The sequence below is a fragment of the Mesorhizobium sp. M7A.F.Ca.US.007.01.2.1 genome (assembly GCF_003998165.1).
GTDB lineage: Bacteria > Pseudomonadota > Alphaproteobacteria > Rhizobiales > Rhizobiaceae > Mesorhizobium > Mesorhizobium ciceri.
Genome location: NZ_RZQP01000125.1, coordinates 1 through 18010 on the forward strand (window position 1 = coordinate 1; position 18010 = coordinate 18010).

The following is an 18010-nucleotide window of genomic DNA, read 5'->3' on the forward strand; positions in this document are numbered from 1 at the left end:
GGCCGGTACAACGCTGATCGGCGTGGCATGCTGGGCGGAGTTTCACCAGGCGATCGACGGCGCTGCCTATCCCAGGCTGGCCGGATTGCGCCTCGCATCGAAACCGATCCGGCCGTGCGTTATCGCCATTTTTCTCAACGCTACCGCTGGCGCCGCCGCACGTCAGGTTGTCTCTCATTTCACCAGAGTGATCATCCGATCGGCATACATTGTGCGATTTCCAAGCGCCGCCGCGCAGTCGGACTTGACGGACGAGTTCCCGGTCATCTGTATCGTATTGCCGACAAGCCTGAGACAGTCGCCCTGGGCGCTCATATCAGAGTTGCCGGCGTAGGAAATGGGCGCGTCCGGCGCGTAGATGAAACCGCTGAGCACGGAATTTGCGCCACCATTCAATGTCAGGGCAGACGTGTTGCCGTGATCCTGGAAAATGGTGATGCCAGCATAAGGGCCGCTGGTGGGCGGGGAAAGGTTCACCTTCTCATTGGCATTTATGTAGATCTGAGCGCTTTCCATGAGGAAAATGGTCACGCCCTGGCCAGTCAGGCTGCCGTTTCCCCCTGGCTTTATGGTGGTGCCGCGCATGATGTAGACGCCCGGATTAAGCGTGATGTTCCCCGATAATGTCTTGTCGCAATAAGTGCCGGGCGACAGCGTGTAGGTTTTGCCGTTCGGGACAGGCAAACACAATGTGTAAGGGGGAGGAACGACGTCGGCCAATGGATCAAAGGACGCGTACCTATGTTCGTGCGGCGTTCCGCAGGCGAGACTGGCGCTGGGTGGCAACAGCCCGCTGGTGCCGCCGACGGTTGAGACACAGCCGGCCGAAACCAGTGCGGAACCACCCCTGTTGACGGAATCCGACGCGTCCGAGTTCGCCGCGATCACGCAATTGTCCATCGAGACGTTGGTCGAGCCCTGCAGGTTCACGGCGGCGGACGCATGCGGATCGAGCGCCAGCACGCAGGCCTGCGCGCCAGGTTTTATCTTGACCGAGGCCGAGCGGTAGGCCTGCCAGGGGGCCGAGGCGCTGATGAAGCTTGGGCGGCTTATGCTGGACGACAGCGAGATAAAGTAGGCGCTTGGACTGCCGCTTGCCGTTGCCGCGAAAGCGGAGACGCTGCCCAAATATTCCTGCTGGTCGGCCGCGCTCATATTGGCGGCGAAGAACTGCAGCCCAAGCTGCTGGACATCGCCAGCCGCCATATCGGGAGAGAACTTCGTGCCGATGGCGAGCCCAGCCGCGTCCAGCGAGTTCTGGAGTTGCGAGGCGTCATGGCTCGTGCCGATCAGATCGACGGCGCCGGCCAAACCAATCATTATTGGCAGCATAGCGAAGGCGGTCGTTATGGCAAAGTTGCCGCGCTCCGAAGACCAGAAGGCTTTCAATGCGAACATAGTCCCTCGCCGAAACTCGTAAAGCTCAGGTGATACGCCAGGGATCCCTACGAGTAATTTAAGTAAATGCTAAAATGCGTAAATGCTAAAATGCAGCACAATGATTGGCCAAAACGAAGGTCTGCCAAGGTACGCCATATGAGAGGCCATACGGAGAGTTGAACACAACGAGGAGTTGCTCCCCAGGCCATTGACCCGGCGACAATCGCCGCCAACTCTGCTATCATGCTTCTCGATCTTGAAGTGGCAGCTCTGGCGGCCATCCAGGCGGTGACCGCCCCGACACACGGGAGGAAGGTTATGGCCGGCTTTCATGTCATGGCGGACGCACGTGGAATGCATGTGCAGCCGGCGGTGCGCCGCATCGCCACGTCGGACCTTTGGGATGCGTTGCGTCTCGGGTTCGAGGATTTCTGGGCAAAACCATCGCACTACGTGTTCCTGTGCCTGATCTATCCCATCGTCGGCCTGATCCTGACGCAGTGGACGTCCGGCGCCAATGCCATCCAACTCATCTATCCCCTGATGTCGGGTTTCGCGCTGGTCGGGCCGTTTGCGGCGCTCGGCCTTTACGAGATCAGCCGCCGGCGCGAGCTCGGCATGAACACCTCCTGGCGGCACGCGTTTGATGTCCGGCGCTCGTCCGCGATCCCGTCGATCGCCGTCATTGGCGTCATGCTGGTGGCGCTGTTCCTGTTGTGGCTCTACACCGCGCAATCGATCTACACTGGCCTGTTCGGAGACCAGCCGCCGGCCTCGATCGGCGGCTTCATCCGCGACGTGCTGACCACCAGTAAGGGCTGGACGCTGATCCTTGCCGGTAATGCCGCGGGCTTTGTCTTTGCCGTAATCGTGCTGGCCACCACTGTGGTTGCCTTCCCGCTGCTGCTCGACCGCGACGTCGGCGCCGTCTCAGCCATCGAGACCTCGGCCCGGGCGGTGATGGCCAACCCGCTGCAAATGGCGCTGTGGGGCTTGCTGGTCGCCGTGCTTCTGGTGATCGGTTCGATCCCGCTGTTTGCCGGGCTCGCCGTCGTCATGCCGGTGCTCGGCCATGCCACCTGGCATCTCTACCGCAAGGTGGTCGAGCCGGAGCGGGCACAGCAGATAAGGCGACCGATGTAGGCTAGCTCTCAGCGCTGCGCGTCGGTCGCCATCTTCAGCGCGAGAGCCGCCAGCACGGTTCCCATCATCCAGCGCTGGATGACCAGCCACGAGGGCCGTCCGGCGAGGAAGGTGGCGATTGAACCGGCCGTCACCGCGATGACGGCATTGACGCTGAGGCTGATCGAGATCTGTGTCGCGCCGAGCACCAGGAGCTGCGACAGGACGTGACCCTTGCCGGGGCTGATGAATTGCGGCAACAGCGACAGATAGAGCACGGCCACCTTCGGATTGAGCAGATTGGTCATCAGGCCCATGGCGAAAAGCTTGCGCGGCCGGTCCCTCGGCAATTCGCGCACTTCGAATGGCGAGCGTCCGCCCGGCTTCACCGCCTGCCAGGCCAGCCACAGGAGATAGAGCACGCCGGCAAAGCGCAGCGCATCATAGGCGTAGGGCACGGCGAGCAGCAGCGCGGTGATGCCGAATGCCGCCGCCAGTACATAGAAGACAAAGCCGAGCGCCACGCCGCCAAGCGAGATGAGCCCCGCCTTCGGCCCCTGCGACAGGGAACGCGAGATCAAATAGATCATGTTGGGGCCAGGCGTCAGCACCATGCCGAGGCAGACCAGCGCGAAGGCGAGATGATTGGCTGTTTCGGGCATCTGTTCTTCCCCAGCGCGCCGCGAATGGACGCGCGATCCGGCAGGCGGCCAAGATGTGCCTGTCCCGGGAGGCGCGCGCAAGTGCATGGCGGCGCCAGCCGTTGTTCCAGCCAGCCCCCGAAGCCTGAGGATCAGCCGACGATGCGCAGGTTCGACAATTCGTTGCCGATTTCCTTGAAATCGTTCGACAAGCTGGCGCCGGTGGCATTCCAGAACAGTTTTGCCGGCTTGCTCGCGTCCGTTGGATCCTTGCGGAAGCGCGAGTTCGACGAGCAGGATTTCAGCGCCTCGATCGCCTGCTGATCGGCGGTTTTGGTCGTCGACAGGTCGAGCGCCACCGTCATCACCATGATATTGGCTGCCTTGGCGTTGTTGCAAAGCGTCGCCACCTGCTCGTTGAGCGCGTTGGTGTAGTTGCCGTTCGAATAGTCGAACTGGCCAATGGCGCTCGATGTGCCCATGAACAGGCGGCCCACCGAAGTGCCGTTGTAGCCTGGGTTGAGATAGCCGAAGGACGCATAGGTCGATTTCGAATCGGCGGGGTCGGAATGGCTGAGCGAGGACGGCGTGTAGTAGGTATTGGCGCCGTCGGTCAGCACGATGACGACCTTGTCGTTGCCTCTTTCGGTTTCCGGGCGGCCTTGCGTGAACGGCTCGCCGCTCGAAACCACCCGCCAACCCCAGGCCATGCCTTCGGGAACATTGGTGCCGCCATCGGGCTTCATCAGGTCGATCGCGGCCTTGATCGCGGTAAGCCCAGTGGTAACGCTGACATCGGTCAGCGGCGTGATCGGGTTGGTGGAGCAGCTGTAGTTCGGCCCGTTGCCGGCGGCCAGCGCCGGCGCATTGATCGGCCTCGGTTGGAAATATTTGGACATGTTGCGCAGCCGGGATTGGCCGGTGCTGCTCGTCGGATCGTCATTCCACCAGCTGTTGATGGCGCCATAGGTCGTCGGCGCGGCCTCGTCGGGATCCTGGGTGAGCCTCCAATGGTTGCCGGGTTCGTCCGGGGCGAACATCGGCACAAACATCGTCGCCGGATCGCCGACCCCTATGCCGGTGTTCGCCGAGCCGCCGGAAGGCGCCGCGTCGTTGACATTGTAGGGATAAGGCCTGGCCTCGACGCAGCCCTGCCAACTGGCGAACGGGCCATAGGTGTCGATGTAGTCGTATTCGTCGTGGTCGCGTTTGCAGGTGTTGTTCGGGTTGTATTCGTCGCACACCACGCGCTTGCTGTTGACGACACGCTCATGGTTGGTGACGACCTTCATGTCGCGATAGAGCGAAAACCGGGTCAGCATCTGGCCTTCGTCGGTTCCCCATCCGGTGCCGCGCTTGTACCAGATGCCGTTGGTCTGCTGGGCGTATTTGTCGGCTGCGTTCAGCGTCGACCAGTCGAAATTCTCGTTCGATACCGGCGACAGGCCTTCGGTATCCATCCAGGGCGCATTGCCGTTGCCGGGCCCGACATTGACCGAGGCGGCAAACGGCACGAGGCCGAACTGCACCGGCCTGTCGACCTGCTTGATCATCGCCGCCTGCTGGGCCAGCGTGTCGACCAGCTGTTTGGCCGCGGTCTTGAGAAGGTCGATGCGCGTTTGCCCCGAGCCCGTTCCGGTCTTGGTCATCGACCCGGAATTGTCGAGTACCAGGGCGACTTCAAGAGTGTTCTTCAGCCGCACTTCCGAGGTGATGTTGAAGCTGATCCTCTGGTTGGCGTCGGTTTCGGATTTGCCGACGAGCTGGCCGAAGACCGGATAGAAATAGGGCTTGTAGTCCAGCCGCGCGGTCATCTTGAGCAAGCCGCCGCCGGTGGTGTTGCTTGGCAAGGTAACGGTGAGCGTCGTATTGGCGGGATTGATCTTGTTGAGGTTGGCATTGAAGAAGTCGAGCGCATAGGCCCGCAACTGGTCGTCGGTGGCACCCTCCGTCAGCCGGCGCGCCGTGGCGAAGTTTGCGGCATCGAGCGCGTTCGAAACTGCCTGTTTTTCGCGGCTCATCTCGGTGAAGTCGACGGCCATTGCCAGGGCGCCCATCAGCGGAACCATCGCGACGACCGTCATAAGAGCATAGTTGCCGCGTTGGTCGCGGCAGAACTGACGCCAAAGTCCATGCATGTCTTGGAGCGGCCCCCGCCGGCGGATTCTCGATCGACGCCAGCTTTCCACAAAACGCTGAAGGCCGGGTTTGGCAAATCGCTCTATTGCCGGGGCAGCGCTTCACCAACCGCTAACCAATCGTGCCTGGCGAAAGCTGGTGACAGGCCGGAATGGTTCGGCTAATCCGAACCGGCTGCGGCGAACCGTCTGTCGTGGCGGTCGCAACGATCATGACTGAAGGAAACGGCATGGCGGATTCGCCTGAAATCATCGGCTCGCTCGAAGACGTGTCGAAGGCCTATTCGGCAATCCTGTGCGACGTCTGGGGCGTGGTCCATAATGGCGAAACGCATTTCCCTGTGGCGGCCTCCGCATTGGCAAGGGCTCGAGAGGCGAAAATCCCCGTCGTCCTGATCACCAATTCGCCGCGCAGAAGTGCCGATGTCGTGGCGCAGATGAACGCGATCGGTGTTCCACCGTCAGCCTACGACCGGGTGGTTACCTCAGGCGACGTGACCCGGGATCTGATCGCCGAAGGGCCGCGCAAGATTTTCCATATCGGCGCCGACCGCGACTTCACCCTCTATGAAGGTCTCGACGTCGAGCTTGTCGAGGAGTTCGAGGCGTCCGGCGTCGTCTGCACCGGCCTGTTCGACGACGAGGTCGAGAAGCCCGAGGATTACGCGGAGCTCCTGCGGCGGCTGCGCGCCAGGAACCTGCCTTTCATCTGCGCAAATCCCGACATCGTGGTCGAACGTGGCGAACGCATCATCTGGTGTGCCGGCGCGCTGGCGCGTGACTATGCCCAGCTCGGCGGCCGCACATTGATCGCTGGAAAACCTTACGCGCCGATCTACAATCTCGCGATGAAGGAGGTTGCCGAGATTCTTGGCCAGCCGGTCGAGCGCGGCCAGGTGCTGGCCATCGGCGACGGCATGATGACCGATGTGAAGGGCGCCGCCGACAATGGCTTCGATGTTCTTTATGTCTCCGGCGGTATCCATGCCCGCGACTATGGCGATGCCCTGCAACCGGATCCGGCAAGATTGGCGGCCTTCCTGGAAAAGCATGGCTATGGTCCGGTGGCCGTCATTCCCAGACTTCGGTAGGTGACGATGGCAGCCTTCCAGCGCATCCTGGCAACCGCGCCGCTTCCCGCCGACCTGCGCGGCGGCGTCGTGGCAATCGGCAATTTCGATGGCGTCCATCGCGGCCATCAGGCGGTGCTCGAGCGAGCCTCGGCGGAGGCAGGACGGCGCGGCGTGCCGGCCCTGGTGCTGACATTCGAACCGCATCCGCGCAAGATCTTCAGGCCTGATATCCCGTTGTTCGTGCTGACGCCGCCGCCGATGAAGGCGCGGCTGCTGTCGCTGCTGGGCTTTGCCGCACTCGTCGAACAACCGTTCACGCGCGACTTCGCCTCGCTGTCGGCGGAAGCGTTCGTGACGGATGTGCTGGAAACGAACCTCGGCATTACTCACGCCGTGACCGGGTTCGACTTCCATTTCGGCAAGGATCGTCAGGGCGGCCCGGCCTACCTGATGGCGGCCGGCGAACGTCACGGCTTCGGCGTCACGCTCGTCGACGCGTTCCGGGACGAGGGCGCCGAGGTGGTGTCGTCCAGCCGTATCCGCGGATTGCTGGGCGAGGGCGAGGTGGCTGAAGCCGCCGGACTGCTCGGTTACCGGTTCATCGTCGAAAGCGAGGTGGTCGGCGGACAGCAGCTCGGCCGCACCCTTGGCTTTCCGACTGCCAACATGAGGCTTTCGGCTGAAGCCGCACTCAAGGAGGGCATCTATGCCGTCCGCTTCCGCCGCGCCGACGGCACGCTTCACGACGGCGTCGCCAGCTTTGGCCGACGCCCGACAGTCGACGACAACGGCGCGCCGCTGCTGGAAACCTTTGTCTTCGATTTCTCTGGTGACCTCTATGGCGAGGTTTGTCAGGTTTCCTTCTTCGGTTTCCTGCGTCCGGAGGTGAAGTTCGGGGGGCTCGACGCGCTGGTCGCGCAGATGAAGCGCGATGAAGCCGAGGCACGCGCGCTGCTTGCCGGCGTCAGGCCGCTCTCCGACCTCGACGCTGCGATGGCATTTTAAGCTACTTCTTCAGTGCCAGGCCAACGGCGATGAAGGTCCAGCCCTGGAAGATCAGATCGATCGCCAGGAACAGACCGAGCACCCACAGGCTGTTGACCGGCCAGCCCATGGCGATGATCAGGCCCGCAAGCGCGGTGATGACACCGGCAGCGACGATCCAGCCCCAGCCGCGTTCCGGCCGATGGCTGTAGCCGACCCAGGCCCTGAGCACCCCTGACGCGACCAGCGCAATCGCCAGCAGGAATGTCAGCACCGCCGAGGCAAGCAGCGGATTGCCGAAAGCGAAGAAGCCGGCAACGGCGTACAGCAGTCCGCTGAGCAGCCAGTAGAAGAAGCGGCTCCAGGTCTTGACGCCGAACGCGTGCACGATCTCGATGATGCCCGCCATCAGCATCAGCCATCCCACGACGTAGACGGAAGCCACCGTGGCGACGAACAGGTTGGCGAAGGCAATGCCGCCGAAGATGAGCAGCAGCACACCGAGCGCGACAAACCATCCCCATTTTGTCCGTGTCTGTTCGATCGCGATTTTCAGGGCGTCGCCATGCAGGGTCATTGTCGCGGTCTCCATCGAGGGCTGCGGAATACTGCGGATGGAAGGTAATCCGGGCGCGGGCCAACGTCCAGTCGATGACCGGCAGCGGCATCGCGGCAAAGCGCGAGCGTATGTCTCGGGTTTAAATCAAATTTTACCAAACGGCCGTCAAAGCTGTCATCGGTAGTCATATGCGTTGTGTTAGTGGAGTGGCCATGAGTCCGGTCGGAAGAATCTCTCTGGTGTTGGCCGCTGCGGTGCTGGGCGGGGCGGGCGCCGCCAATGCGGGCGAGGGCAGCTGGCTGTCCGGCGACTGGTATCTGACCGTTGGCGCCACCGGCCTGGTCGCGCCCAATTTCGAGGGCGGCAGGAAATACATGCTGAGCGCCCAGCCCATCATCTCATTGGGCAAGGCTGGACCGGCGGCACGCTTTGTCTCGCGCAACGACAACATCTCGTTGGCGCTGGTCGACGATGGCGGTGTCCGCGCCGGCCTGACCGGCAAGTTCCTGTTTTCCCGCGACGACGACAACGCCGATGAACTGAAGGGCCTCGATCCGGTGCGCTGGGGCGGCGAAGTCGGCGGCTTCTTCGAATTCTATCCGACGGACTGGCTGCGCGCCCGCGCCGAGCTGCGCCACGGCATTCGCGCCCACAACGGCTTTGTCGCCGACATCGCCGCCGATGCCTTCTACGACGTGACGCCGACCGTCAGGATTTCGGGAGGACCGCGTGTTTCCTTCGCCTCGGGCAACTATTTCGACGCCTATTATGGCGTCAACGCGCAGGAAGCGGTGGCCTCCGGCCTGAGCGAATACCATCCCGGTGGCGGGCTGAAATCGACCGGCCTTGGCGGCGCCATAACCTGGAAGGTGACCGAGCCGATGACCGCCAGCCTGTTTGGCGAATATTCGCGCCTGATGGGACCGGCGGCCGATTCCAGCCTGGTCAAGGAGCGTGGCGACCGCAACCAGTTCACGGTCGGCGTGTCGACCACCTACCGCTTCGATTTCACGATGTAGGTGAATCGAACGAGAGACGCTTTATTCCTGCCGTGGCTTCGGCTAAAAGCCCAGCCATGACCAGCTTTTCGCGCCTTTTCGCGATCGCGATACGAATTACAGGCCCGGTGTTCCGGGTGGCCTGAGCGCCGCCGGAGCCGCCGGGAGTTTCTGCGCGCCCCTCGCGCTTTTTTCATAACATGATAGTTCACGCCCGAGCTTGTACGCCCGCCGGGCAATGCACATGGCAGACCAATGACCGACACAACTGAAACGATCGACTATTCCAAGACGCTTTATTTGCCGCAGACGGACTTCCCGATGCGCGCCGGCTTGCCGGAGAAGGAGCCGCTGCTGGTCAAGCGCTGGCAGGACATGGATCTCTACCGCAAGCTGCGCGAGAGCGCTGCCGGCCGCACGAAATACGTGCTGCATGACGGCCCGCCCTACGCCAATGGCAACATCCATATCGGCCATGCACTGAACAAGATCCTCAAGGACGTTATCACCCGCTCGTTCCAGATGCGCGGTTACGACTCGAACTATGTGCCCGGCTGGGACTGTCACGGCCTGCCGATCGAATGGAAGATCGAGGAGCAGTACCGCGCCAAGGGCAAGAACAAGGACGAGGTGCCGGTCAACGAGTTCCGCAAGGAATGCCGCGAATTCGCCGCGGGTTGGATCACGGTGCAGGGGGCCGAGTTCCAGCGCCTCGGCGTCATCGGCGACTTCAAGAACCCCTATACGACGATGGCTTTCCATGCCGAGTCGCGCATCGCCGGCGAGCTGTTGAAGTTCGCCATGTCGGGCCAGCTCTATCGCGGCTCCAAGCCGGTGATGTGGAGCGTGGTCGAGCGCACGGCGCTGGCCGAGGCCGAGATCGAGTACCACGACTATGAGAGCGACACGATCTGGGTGAAGTTTCCGGTCGCCAGCCTTGTCCGCCCCATCGACGATGGCCAGACCAAGCTGACGGAGGGCGCCCTCGATCTGCTGCAGGCCCACGTCGTCATCTGGACGACGACGCCGTGGACGATCCCAGGCAACCGCGCCGTCAACTATTCGCCGCGCATAAACTACGGCCTCTACGAGGTTACGGCGGCCGAGAACGCATTCGGCCCGCAGCCGGGCGAAAAGCTGATCTTTGCCGACGCACTGGCCGAAGACTCCTCGGCCAAGGCCAAGGTCACCTTGAATCGTCTCCGCAGCGTTTCGGCGCAAGAGCTTGGAAGCCTTACGCTTTCACATCCGCTCAAGGGTTTTTGCGGCGGCTACGAATTTGCCGTTCCGATGCTCGCCGGCGACCATGTCACCGACGATGCCGGCACCGGCTTCGTCCACACCGCGCCCGGACACGGCCGCGAGGACTTTGACGCCTGGATGGACGCGGCGGTGGATCTGCGCGCACGCGGCATCGATCCCGCCATCCCGTTCACCGTCGACGATGGCGGCTTCTTCACCAAGGACGCGCCGGGTTTCGGACCGGACCGCGAGGGTGGACCGGCGCGCGTCATCGACGACAACGGCAAGAAGGGCAACGCCAACCAGGCCGTCATCGACGAGCTGATCAAGCGCAACGCGCTGTTCGCGCGTGGCCGGCTGAAGCACAGCTATCCGCATTCGTGGCGGTCCAAAAAACCGATCATCTTCCGCAACACGCCGCAATGGTTCGTCTATATGGACAAGGACCTCGGCGACGGCTCGACGCTGCGCAGCCGGGCGCTCAAGGCCATCGACGACACCCGTTTCGTGCCCGCCGCAGGCCAGAACCGCATCCGCGCCATGATCGAGGAGCGCCCGGACTGGGTGCTGTCGCGCCAGCGCGCCTGGGGCGTGCCGATCGCCGTCTTCGCCGATGTCGACGGCAATGTGCTGAAGGACGAAGCGGTCAACCAGCGCATCATGGACGCCTTCGAGAAGGAGGGCGCCGACGCCTGGTTCGCCGCTGGCGCCAAGGAGCGTTTCCTTGGCAATCACGATGCCTCCAAATGGAAGCAGGTGATGGACATCCTCGACGTCTGGTTCGATTCGGGCTCGACGCATGCCTTCACGCTGGAGGATCGCCCTGACCTGAAATGGCCGGCCGACGTCTATCTCGAAGGCTCCGACCAGCATCGCGGCTGGTTCCATTCCTCGCTGCTGGAAAGCTGCGGCACCAGGGGCAGGGCGCCTTACGATACTGTCGTCACCCATGGTTTCACCATGGACGAGGATGGCCGCAAGATGTCGAAGTCGCTCGGCAACACCGTGGTGCCGCAGGACGTCATCAAGCAGTCGGGCGCCGATATCCTGCGTCTGTGGGTGGTGACGACCGACTACTGGGAGGACCAGCGGCTCGGCAAGAACGTGCTGCAGACCAACATCGATGCCTACCGCAAGCTGCGCAACACCATCCGCTGGATGCTCGGCACGCTCGCCCATGACGATGGCGAAGAGGTGCCGCTGGAGAAGATGCCGGAGCTGGAGCGGCTGATGCTGCACCGGCTGGCCGAGCTCGATGAGGTCGTGCGCTCGGGCTACGACGCCTTCGAATTCAAGCGCATCACCCGCATGCTGCTCGATTTCATGGTGGTCGAGCTGTCGGCGTTCTATTTCGACATCCGCAAGGACGCGCTCTACTGCGACGCGCCGTCGAGTCTGAAGCGCAAGGCTTCGGTGCAGGTGGTGCGCCATCTCTTCGATTGCCTGGTGAAATGGCTGGCGCCGATGCTGCCCTTCACCATGGAGGAGGCCTGGCTCGATCGTCATCCCGACGCGGTCTCGGTGCATCTCGACCAGTTCCCGCAAATCCCGGCGGACTGGAAGAACGAGGCGTTGGCGGAAAAGTGGCGCCAGGTGCGGCAGGTGCGGCGCGTCGTTACCGGCGCGCTGGAGATCGCGCGCGCCCAGAAGGTGATCGGATCGTCGCTGGAAGCGGTGCCGGTCGTCACCATCAACGATGCAGCGCTCGAAGCGGCGATTTCAGATGTCGACATGGCCGAGATGGCGATCACCAGCGATCTGGTTATCGCGCATGGCGAGGCACCGGCTGGTGCCTTCGCGATCGACGACGTCAGGGGTGTCGCCGTGGTGGTCGAGAAGGCCGAGGATCGCGGCCTGTTAAAATGCGCACGCTCATGGCGCTACACCGCCGATATCGGCCAGGATCCGGAATACCCGGATGTTTCGGCCAGGGATGCGGCGGTGCTGCATGAATTGAAGGCGCTTGGCCGGCTTTGACAGGCCGGCCAGCTTGATCGGTGCACAAATGCCACGCCGGGCGGGTGAAAACCGCCCGCGCGTTGCCCTTAACGAGTGGTTGAGGTAAACACGCGAAACTCCGGAAGACAAATTGTCGCCGGATTTCCGTCGCAAGTGCTTGGACGATGGGGACCGGCCACGAGGCTGGTGGCAATCGAGAGGCTGTCTAGAGTGGGACTTTTTGGCATGACCGAGAGATATAATGCGCGCCTGGCGCTGCTGGCGCCGCTTGTCGCGTCGGGCCTCGCTTTGTCCGGCTGCATGGGCTCTCCGACCTACGGCACCGACAAGACCGCCGGCGAACAGCTGGCCGGCGATATTTCAGGCGCCTTTTCATTTGCGCCGAAGCGCAAGGAACAGATCGACTACAAGCCGCGTCCGACGCTTGTAAAGCCGGCGCCCGGCCAGAAGGAAGCGCTGCCGGCCCCGCAGGACAGCATCGAGACGGCGAGCGCCGAATGGCCCGAATCGCCCGAGCAGCGCCGCGCCCGCTTGCGCGCCGATGCCACCGCCCATCAGAACGACCCGGCCTATCAGTCGGAGATCGTCGACGACGTGCAAACCGATCCGGCCTCGGTGAAAAGGGCGATGGCGGAGTCAGGCTCGAGCCACCCGCCGGCATGGACACCGGCCGATTCCGACAAGGGCCGTGCCGCCGAGATCCAGCGTCGCCTCGCCGACAGCAAGCAGGGCGATCCGAACACCCGCAAATATCTGAGCGAGCCTCCAGTGCAGTATCGTGTCGCGGCCGGCACCGCGCCGCAGAACGAGCTTGGCGAGGACGAGTACAAGAAGGAACGCCGTCTCAAGAAAGAGGCGGAAGGCAAGAAGGGCAGCGGCTGGTTCGATTGGCTGTAAGAACACCGAATTGTGTCGCCGGGCGTAGCGCCCGCTTCAGCCGCGCCGCTCCCGAAAAAATTCTTTGAGCAGCAGGCCTGCTTCGGTCTCGCCCATGCCCGGATAGATGTCGGGCGCGTGGTGGCAGGTCGGCGAGGCGAAAAAACGCACGCCGTTGACCACCGCACCGCCCTTGTCGTCGGCGGCGCCGAAATAGAGCCGGCGCAGCCGGGCGAAGGAAATGGCGCCGGCGCACATGGCGCAAGGCTCCAGCGTCACATAGAGATCGTGCCCGGTCAGTCGCTCGGCCGACAGTTTGCGGCAGGCTTCGCGGATGACCAGCATCTCGGCATGCGCGGTCGGGTCGGCAAGTTCGCGTGTGCGGTTGCCGGCGCTGGCGACAACACCAGCGCCATTGGCGATGACGGCGCCGACCGGCACTTCGCCTCGCAAGGCGGCAGCTTCGGCCTCCTTCAGCGCCAGCGCCATGAAATCGGGCCGCTTCACGCGATTTCCACTCCGATTATCTCCTCGCCACCTGACGGTGATCCTGTTATGGAGCGCATGACCTCGAAAATCGGGACTCGGTTTTCGAAAATGATCATGCGCCACATCAAAAGTGCTACAGCGTTCGTTGCGCGCCCGAAAGGATGCGCCACGCTGTAGCAGCGCAAACGGATAAAGGCCACATGGACGACAACGACAAGAAATTCCGACCCAGGAAGGGTCCGGCCAAGAGTGGGCCGAAGGCCGCGGGACCGCGCAGCCGCGATGGCGCCGCGGGCAAGGGCGGCAAACCGTCCTTTGGCGCCAAGAAACCTTACGCACCGCGTGGCGACCGGCCGATGGCTGCCGATGGCGAGCGGCCGAAGCGCGATTTCAAGGGCGGCGACAAGCCTTTCAGCAAAGGCCCGCGTCCCGAAGGCAAGCCTTTTGAGAAACGCGAGGGGCCGCGCAAACCTTATGCACCGCGCGGCGATCGTCCAATGGCCGCCGGAGGCGAGCGCAAACCGTATGAAAAGCGCGAAGGACCGCGCAAGCCCTACGCACCGCGCGGCGACCGCCCGGTGGCCGCCGAAGGCGAGCGCAAGCCCTATGAAAAGCGCGAGGGGCCACGCAAGCCCTACGCACCGCGCGGCGACCGCCCGGTGGCCGCTGAAGGCGAGCGCAAGCCCTACGAGAAGCGCGAAGGGCCGCGCAAACCCTACGCACCGCGGGGCGACCGGCCGGCTGGGGCGGCAGCGGGCGGCGAAAAGCGCTTCGACCGTCCCAAGCGCGATTTCGGTGACCGCGCCCCCCGTGACGCCGGCGATCGCCCAAAGCGTGACTTCGCCGACCGCCCCAAGCGTGACTTCGGCGATCGCCCGAAGCGGGATTTCAACGATCGGCCGCAAGGCGCGTCAGGCGGCAGCTTCAAGCCACGCCCGCGTCCCGCCGAGGCTGCGGAAGAGGCAGGCGAGCGCATCGCCAAGCGGCTGGCCCGCGCCGGCCTCGCCTCGCGCCGCGATGCCGAGGAGCTGATCGCCGCCGGCCGCGTCAAGGTCAATGGCCGCGCCCTGACTTCACCGGCCTTCAACGTGATGCCTGATGACATCATCCATCTCGACGGTATGGAAATCCCGCCGATCGAGCGCACAAGGCTGTTCCTGTTCCACAAGCCGGCCGGCGTCGTCACCACCAACCGCGATCCCGAGGGCCGCAAGACCGTCTTCGACGTGCTGCCGGCTGAATTGCCGCGGCTGATGACCATCGGCCGGCTCGACATCAACACCGAAGGCCTGCTGCTGCTCACCAATGATGGCGGCCTGTCGCGCGTGCTCGAACTGCCGGCCACCGGCTGGCTGCGCCGCTACCGCGTGCGCGTCCACGGCAAGGTCGAGGAAAGCGCGCTTGCCGGCCTGCGTGAAGGCATTGCCGTCGACGGCGTGTTTTACGGCGCCATCGAAGCGACGCTCGATCGCGAGCAAGGCACCAATGCCTGGCTGACGATCGGCCTGCGCGAGGGCAAGAACCGCGAAGTCAGGAACATCCTGGGTTCGCTCGGCCTCGACGTGACGCGGCTGATCCGTATCTCCTACGGGCCGTTCCAACTCGATGACCTCGCCGAGGGCCATGTGCTGGAAATCAAGGGCAGGGTGTTGCGCGACCAGCTTGGCGAGCGCCTGGTCGAGGAATCCGGCGCCAATTTCGACGCCGATGTCACCAAGCCGTTTTCCAACAAGCCGGTGCGGCGCACCGAAGTTCGCGAGCCGGAGCCGGAACGGCCGAAATTCACCCGCGATGGCGAGCGCCGCCCGATCGGCGAGGGCGGGTTGATCAAGAATCGCAAGCGCCGCGAAGGCAGCCGCGATGAGGCTCTGGGCAAACTGTCGACAAGCCCCGACAGAAACGCTGAGAAGAGTTTTGGCGAACGCGCCCCGCGTCCCGAACGCAGCTTTGGCGACAAGCCGCGCGGCAATTTCGGCGACAAACCGCGCGGTGGCTTCGGCGACAAGCCGCGTGGTGCTTTTGGTGGCAAGCCGGGCGGTGGCAAAAAGTCCGAGCGCGAGCAGCGGCCGATCGAGCCGCCCGGCCAGCGCAAGGCCAATGTCTGGATGGCGCCAGGCGCGCGACCGATCGGCAAGGGCAGGGCCGAAGCTGACGCCGCCAAGGCGGCTGACGCCAAGGCGCGCAAGGCCTCGTTCAAACCGACCTATGGCAAACCGGCCGGTGCAAAGCCGTTCGGCAAGCCGGGCGGCGAACGTCCGGGCGGGGCTGGCGGCGGTGAGCGTCCGCGCAACGGTCCCCGAGGCCCCAAAGCGAGATGAGAATCGTCGGCGGTGAGTTTCGCGGGCGTCCGTTGGCGACGCCGCGCTCGAGCGCCATCCGTCCGACGACCGATCGTACCCGCGAGGCGGTCTTCAACGTGCTGGCGCATCGCTTTGCCGAGCAATTGGACGGCGCACGCGTGCTCGACCTGTTCGCCGGCACCGGCGCGCTGGGGCTCGAAGCGCTGTCGCGCGGTGCCTCCTACGGTGTCTTCATCGAGGAATCGGCGGAAGGCCGTGGCCTGATCCGCGACAATGTCGAGGCCTTCGGCCTGACCGGCCGCACCAAGATCTTCCGCCGCGATGCCACCGGCCTCGGCGAGGCCGGCACGCTGGCGCCGTTCGGCCTTGTCTTCGCCGACCCGCCCTATGGCAAGGGCCTTGGCGAGCGCGCCTTGCAGTCGGCCAAAGCCGGCGGCTGGCTTCGCCCCGGCGCGCTGTGCGTGGTCGAAGAGGCCGCGGTGGCGTCCTTCGAGCCAGGCCCCGGCTTTTCGGTGCTGGACGAACGCAACTATGGCGAGACCGTCATCCGCTTCATCGAGGCGGCCTGATACGCCTCGTATCCTTGGCCGGGCATCCATGGGCCGGCCTCTTTGCCGCCGCCTTTGCCGGCAACATGATCAACAAATCACTTTGCTTGTCGCCAGCACCTTGCCTATCGTCTGTCGACAGAACCGGAGCCGTTGATGACATCCAGGATTGAATGGCTGCGGGGAACGCTGTTGGCGACCTCCTTGGCTTTTGTCATGACCAGCCCGGTGCTGGCCGAGAGCCCCGTCTTGCCCAACACGGTTCCGGCCGAGTTCAAGGTCACGGATTTCCTGCTCGACAACGGCATGGAGGTGGTCGTCATTCCCGACCACCGTGCGCCGATCGTCACCCACATGGTCTGGTACAAGATCGGCAGCGCCGACGAGCCGCCCGGCAAATCCGGCATCGCGCATTTCTTCGAACATCTGATGTTCAAGGCAACGACCAACCATGCGGCCGGCGAGTTCGACCGCGCCGTCTCCGATATCGGCGGATCCAACAACGCCTTCACCTCCTATGACTACACCGCTTTCCACGAGACGGTGGCGCCGTCGGCGCTCGAGCTGATGATGAGCTTCGAGGCTGACCGCATGCGCAACCTCATCCTCACCGACGATGTCATCAAGACCGAGCGCGACGTCATCCTCGAGGAGCGCCGCTCGCGTATCGACAACAGCCCCGAGGCTGTGCTGGACGAGGAGGTCGATGCGACGCTGTGGCAGAACCAGCCCTATCGCATTCCGGTCATCGGCTGGATGCAGGAGATGCAGCAGCTGAACCGCGTCGACGCCACCGCCTTCTACGACAAATACTACCGGCCCAATAACGCCGTGCTGATCGTCGCCGGCGATGTCGAACCGGACACGGTGCGGGCGCTGGCCGAAAAGACCTATGGCAAGGTGGCGCGCGGCCCCGATCTGCCGCCCCGCATCCGCCCGGTCGAGCCGGAGCAGAACACCAAGCGCACGGTCACGCTCTCCGATGCCCGCGTCAGCGTGCCGAGCTTTTCCACGCAATGGGTGGTGCCGTCCTATCATTCGGGAAAGCCGGGCGAGGCGGAAGCGCTCGACCTCTTGGCGGAGATCCTCGGCGGCGGCAATCGCAGCCGGCTCTACCAGGCGCTCGTCGTCCAGCAAGGTATCGCATCCAGCGCCGGCGCCTTTTTCCAGGGCACCATGCTCGACGACACCAACTTCACCGTCTACGGCGCGCCGCGCGGCGATGCCAGGATTTCCGACGTCGAAGCGGCGGTCGATGCGGAGGTGGTGCGCATCGTCAAGGATGGCGTGACGCCATCGGAACTGGAAAAGGCCAAGGACCGCTATGTCAGGTCGATGATCTTTGCCCGCGACAAGCAGGATTCCATGGCCAACATCTACGGTTCGACGCTGGCCACCGGCGGCAATGTGCAGGACGTCCAGCAATGGACGGACCGCATCCGCAAGGTCACCGCAGACGAGGTCAAGGCGGTCGCCGCGCGCTATCTGGTGCTCGCCCGGTCGACGACCGGCTATCTCTTGCCGCAGCAACAGGCGGGGAATTGATGATGAATTCGATCCCCGTGAGCGAGGCAGCCCCCTCATCCGGCCGCTTCGCGGCCACCTTCTCCCCGCTGGGGAGAAGAGGCTGGCGCCAGCGCTGGCAAGCTCCTCTCCCCGTCGGGGAGAGGTCAGCCGAGCAAAGCGGAGGCTGGGTGAGGG

The 18010-nt window shown here is 63.9% G+C and carries 14 protein-coding genes; 9 read left to right on the top strand and 5 right to left on the bottom strand.

Going from position 1 to position 18010, the window contains the following annotated elements:
* Positions 1–174 precede the first annotated feature (174 nt).
* On the bottom strand, positions 175–1398 hold the full coding sequence (locus EN949_RS21260; protein WP_027163217.1) for a TadE/TadG family type IV pilus assembly protein: 1224 nt from the start codon (positions 1396–1398) through the stop codon (positions 175–177).
* Between the two features lie 300 nt (positions 1399–1698).
* On the opposite strand from EN949_RS21260, the gene EN949_RS21265 reads away from it, so the two are divergent.
* A complete protein-coding gene (locus EN949_RS21265; protein WP_063173641.1) occupies positions 1699–2523 on the top strand; it encodes a DUF2189 domain-containing protein in 825 nt (274 codons plus the stop codon).
* Positions 2524–2531: 8 nt separating this feature from the next.
* Here the strand turns inward: EN949_RS21265 and EN949_RS21270 are convergent, their stop codons facing one another.
* Positions 2532–3164, bottom strand: a complete 633-nt coding sequence (locus EN949_RS21270; RefSeq protein WP_127366966.1) for a LysE family translocator — start codon at positions 3162–3164, stop codon at positions 2532–2534.
* Positions 3165–3295: 131 nt separating this feature from the next.
* On the bottom strand, positions 3296–5281 hold the full coding sequence (locus EN949_RS21275; RefSeq protein WP_206523607.1) for a TadE/TadG family type IV pilus assembly protein: 1986 nt from the start codon (positions 5279–5281) through the stop codon (positions 3296–3298).
* A gap of 230 nt (positions 5282–5511) precedes the next feature.
* Between EN949_RS21275 and EN949_RS21280 the strand changes: the two genes are divergently transcribed.
* Positions 5512–6372 carry a TIGR01459 family HAD-type hydrolase gene (locus EN949_RS21280; protein WP_063170199.1) on the top strand — a complete coding sequence of 287 codons (861 nt, stop codon included), beginning with the start codon at positions 5512–5514 and terminating at the stop codon, positions 6370–6372.
* A 6-nt stretch (positions 6373–6378) separates the two neighbouring features.
* Entirely contained in the window at positions 6379–7359 is a 981-nt protein-coding gene (locus tag EN949_RS21285) for a bifunctional riboflavin kinase/FAD synthetase (protein ID WP_127371370.1), read from the top strand.
* A gap of 1 nt (position 7360) precedes the next feature.
* On the opposite strand, the gene EN949_RS21290 is transcribed toward EN949_RS21285, so the two are convergent.
* Positions 7361–7915 carry an HdeD family acid-resistance protein gene (locus tag EN949_RS21290; RefSeq protein WP_013532362.1) on the bottom strand — a complete coding sequence of 185 codons (555 nt, stop codon included), beginning with the start codon at positions 7913–7915 and terminating at the stop codon, positions 7361–7363.
* Positions 7916–8109: 194 nt separating this feature from the next.
* On the opposite strand from EN949_RS21290, the gene EN949_RS21295 reads away from it, so the two are divergent.
* The 3 genes from EN949_RS21295 (at position 8110) to EN949_RS21305 (ending at position 12993) form a co-directional block, all read left to right on the top strand.
* A complete protein-coding gene (locus EN949_RS21295) occupies positions 8110–8916 on the top strand; it encodes a MipA/OmpV family protein (RefSeq protein WP_024504841.1) in 807 nt (268 codons plus the stop codon).
* 234 nt (positions 8917–9150) lie between these two features.
* Complete coding sequence (ileS, locus tag EN949_RS21300; RefSeq protein WP_127367177.1) at positions 9151–12114, top strand: isoleucine--tRNA ligase; 2964 nt, start codon at positions 9151–9153, stop codon at positions 12112–12114.
* Between the two features lie 207 nt (positions 12115–12321).
* Positions 12322–12993 (top strand): hypothetical protein, encoded by a 672-nt coding sequence (locus tag EN949_RS21305; protein WP_013532359.1) that lies wholly within the window; start codon positions 12322–12324, stop codon positions 12991–12993.
* 36 nt (positions 12994–13029) lie between these two features.
* Here the strand turns inward: EN949_RS21305 and EN949_RS21310 are convergent, their stop codons facing one another.
* Positions 13030–13479 (bottom strand): nucleoside deaminase, encoded by a 450-nt coding sequence (locus EN949_RS21310; RefSeq protein WP_127271509.1) that lies wholly within the window; start codon positions 13477–13479, stop codon positions 13030–13032.
* 182 nt (positions 13480–13661) lie between these two features.
* Here EN949_RS21310 and EN949_RS21315 point away from each other — a divergent pair, with 182 nt between their 5' ends.
* The 3 genes from EN949_RS21315 to EN949_RS21325 all read left to right on the top strand — a co-directional run bounded on the left by EN949_RS21315 (position 13662) and on the right by EN949_RS21325 (position 17854).
* Positions 13662–15779, top strand: a complete 2118-nt coding sequence (locus tag EN949_RS21315) for a pseudouridine synthase (protein WP_127371058.1) — start codon at positions 13662–13664, stop codon at positions 15777–15779.
* Positions 15776–16330, top strand: coding sequence for a 16S rRNA (guanine(966)-N(2))-methyltransferase RsmD (gene rsmD / locus EN949_RS21320; RefSeq protein WP_024504838.1), 555 nt, complete (start codon positions 15776–15778; stop codon positions 16328–16330). The genes EN949_RS21315 and rsmD overlap by 4 nt, the downstream gene beginning before the upstream one ends.
* Positions 16331–16465: 135 nt before the next feature.
* Positions 16466–17854 carry a pitrilysin family protein gene (locus tag EN949_RS21325; protein ID WP_127371059.1) on the top strand — a complete coding sequence of 463 codons (1389 nt, stop codon included), beginning with the start codon at positions 16466–16468 and terminating at the stop codon, positions 17852–17854.
* Positions 17855–18010: the final 156 nt, after the last annotated feature.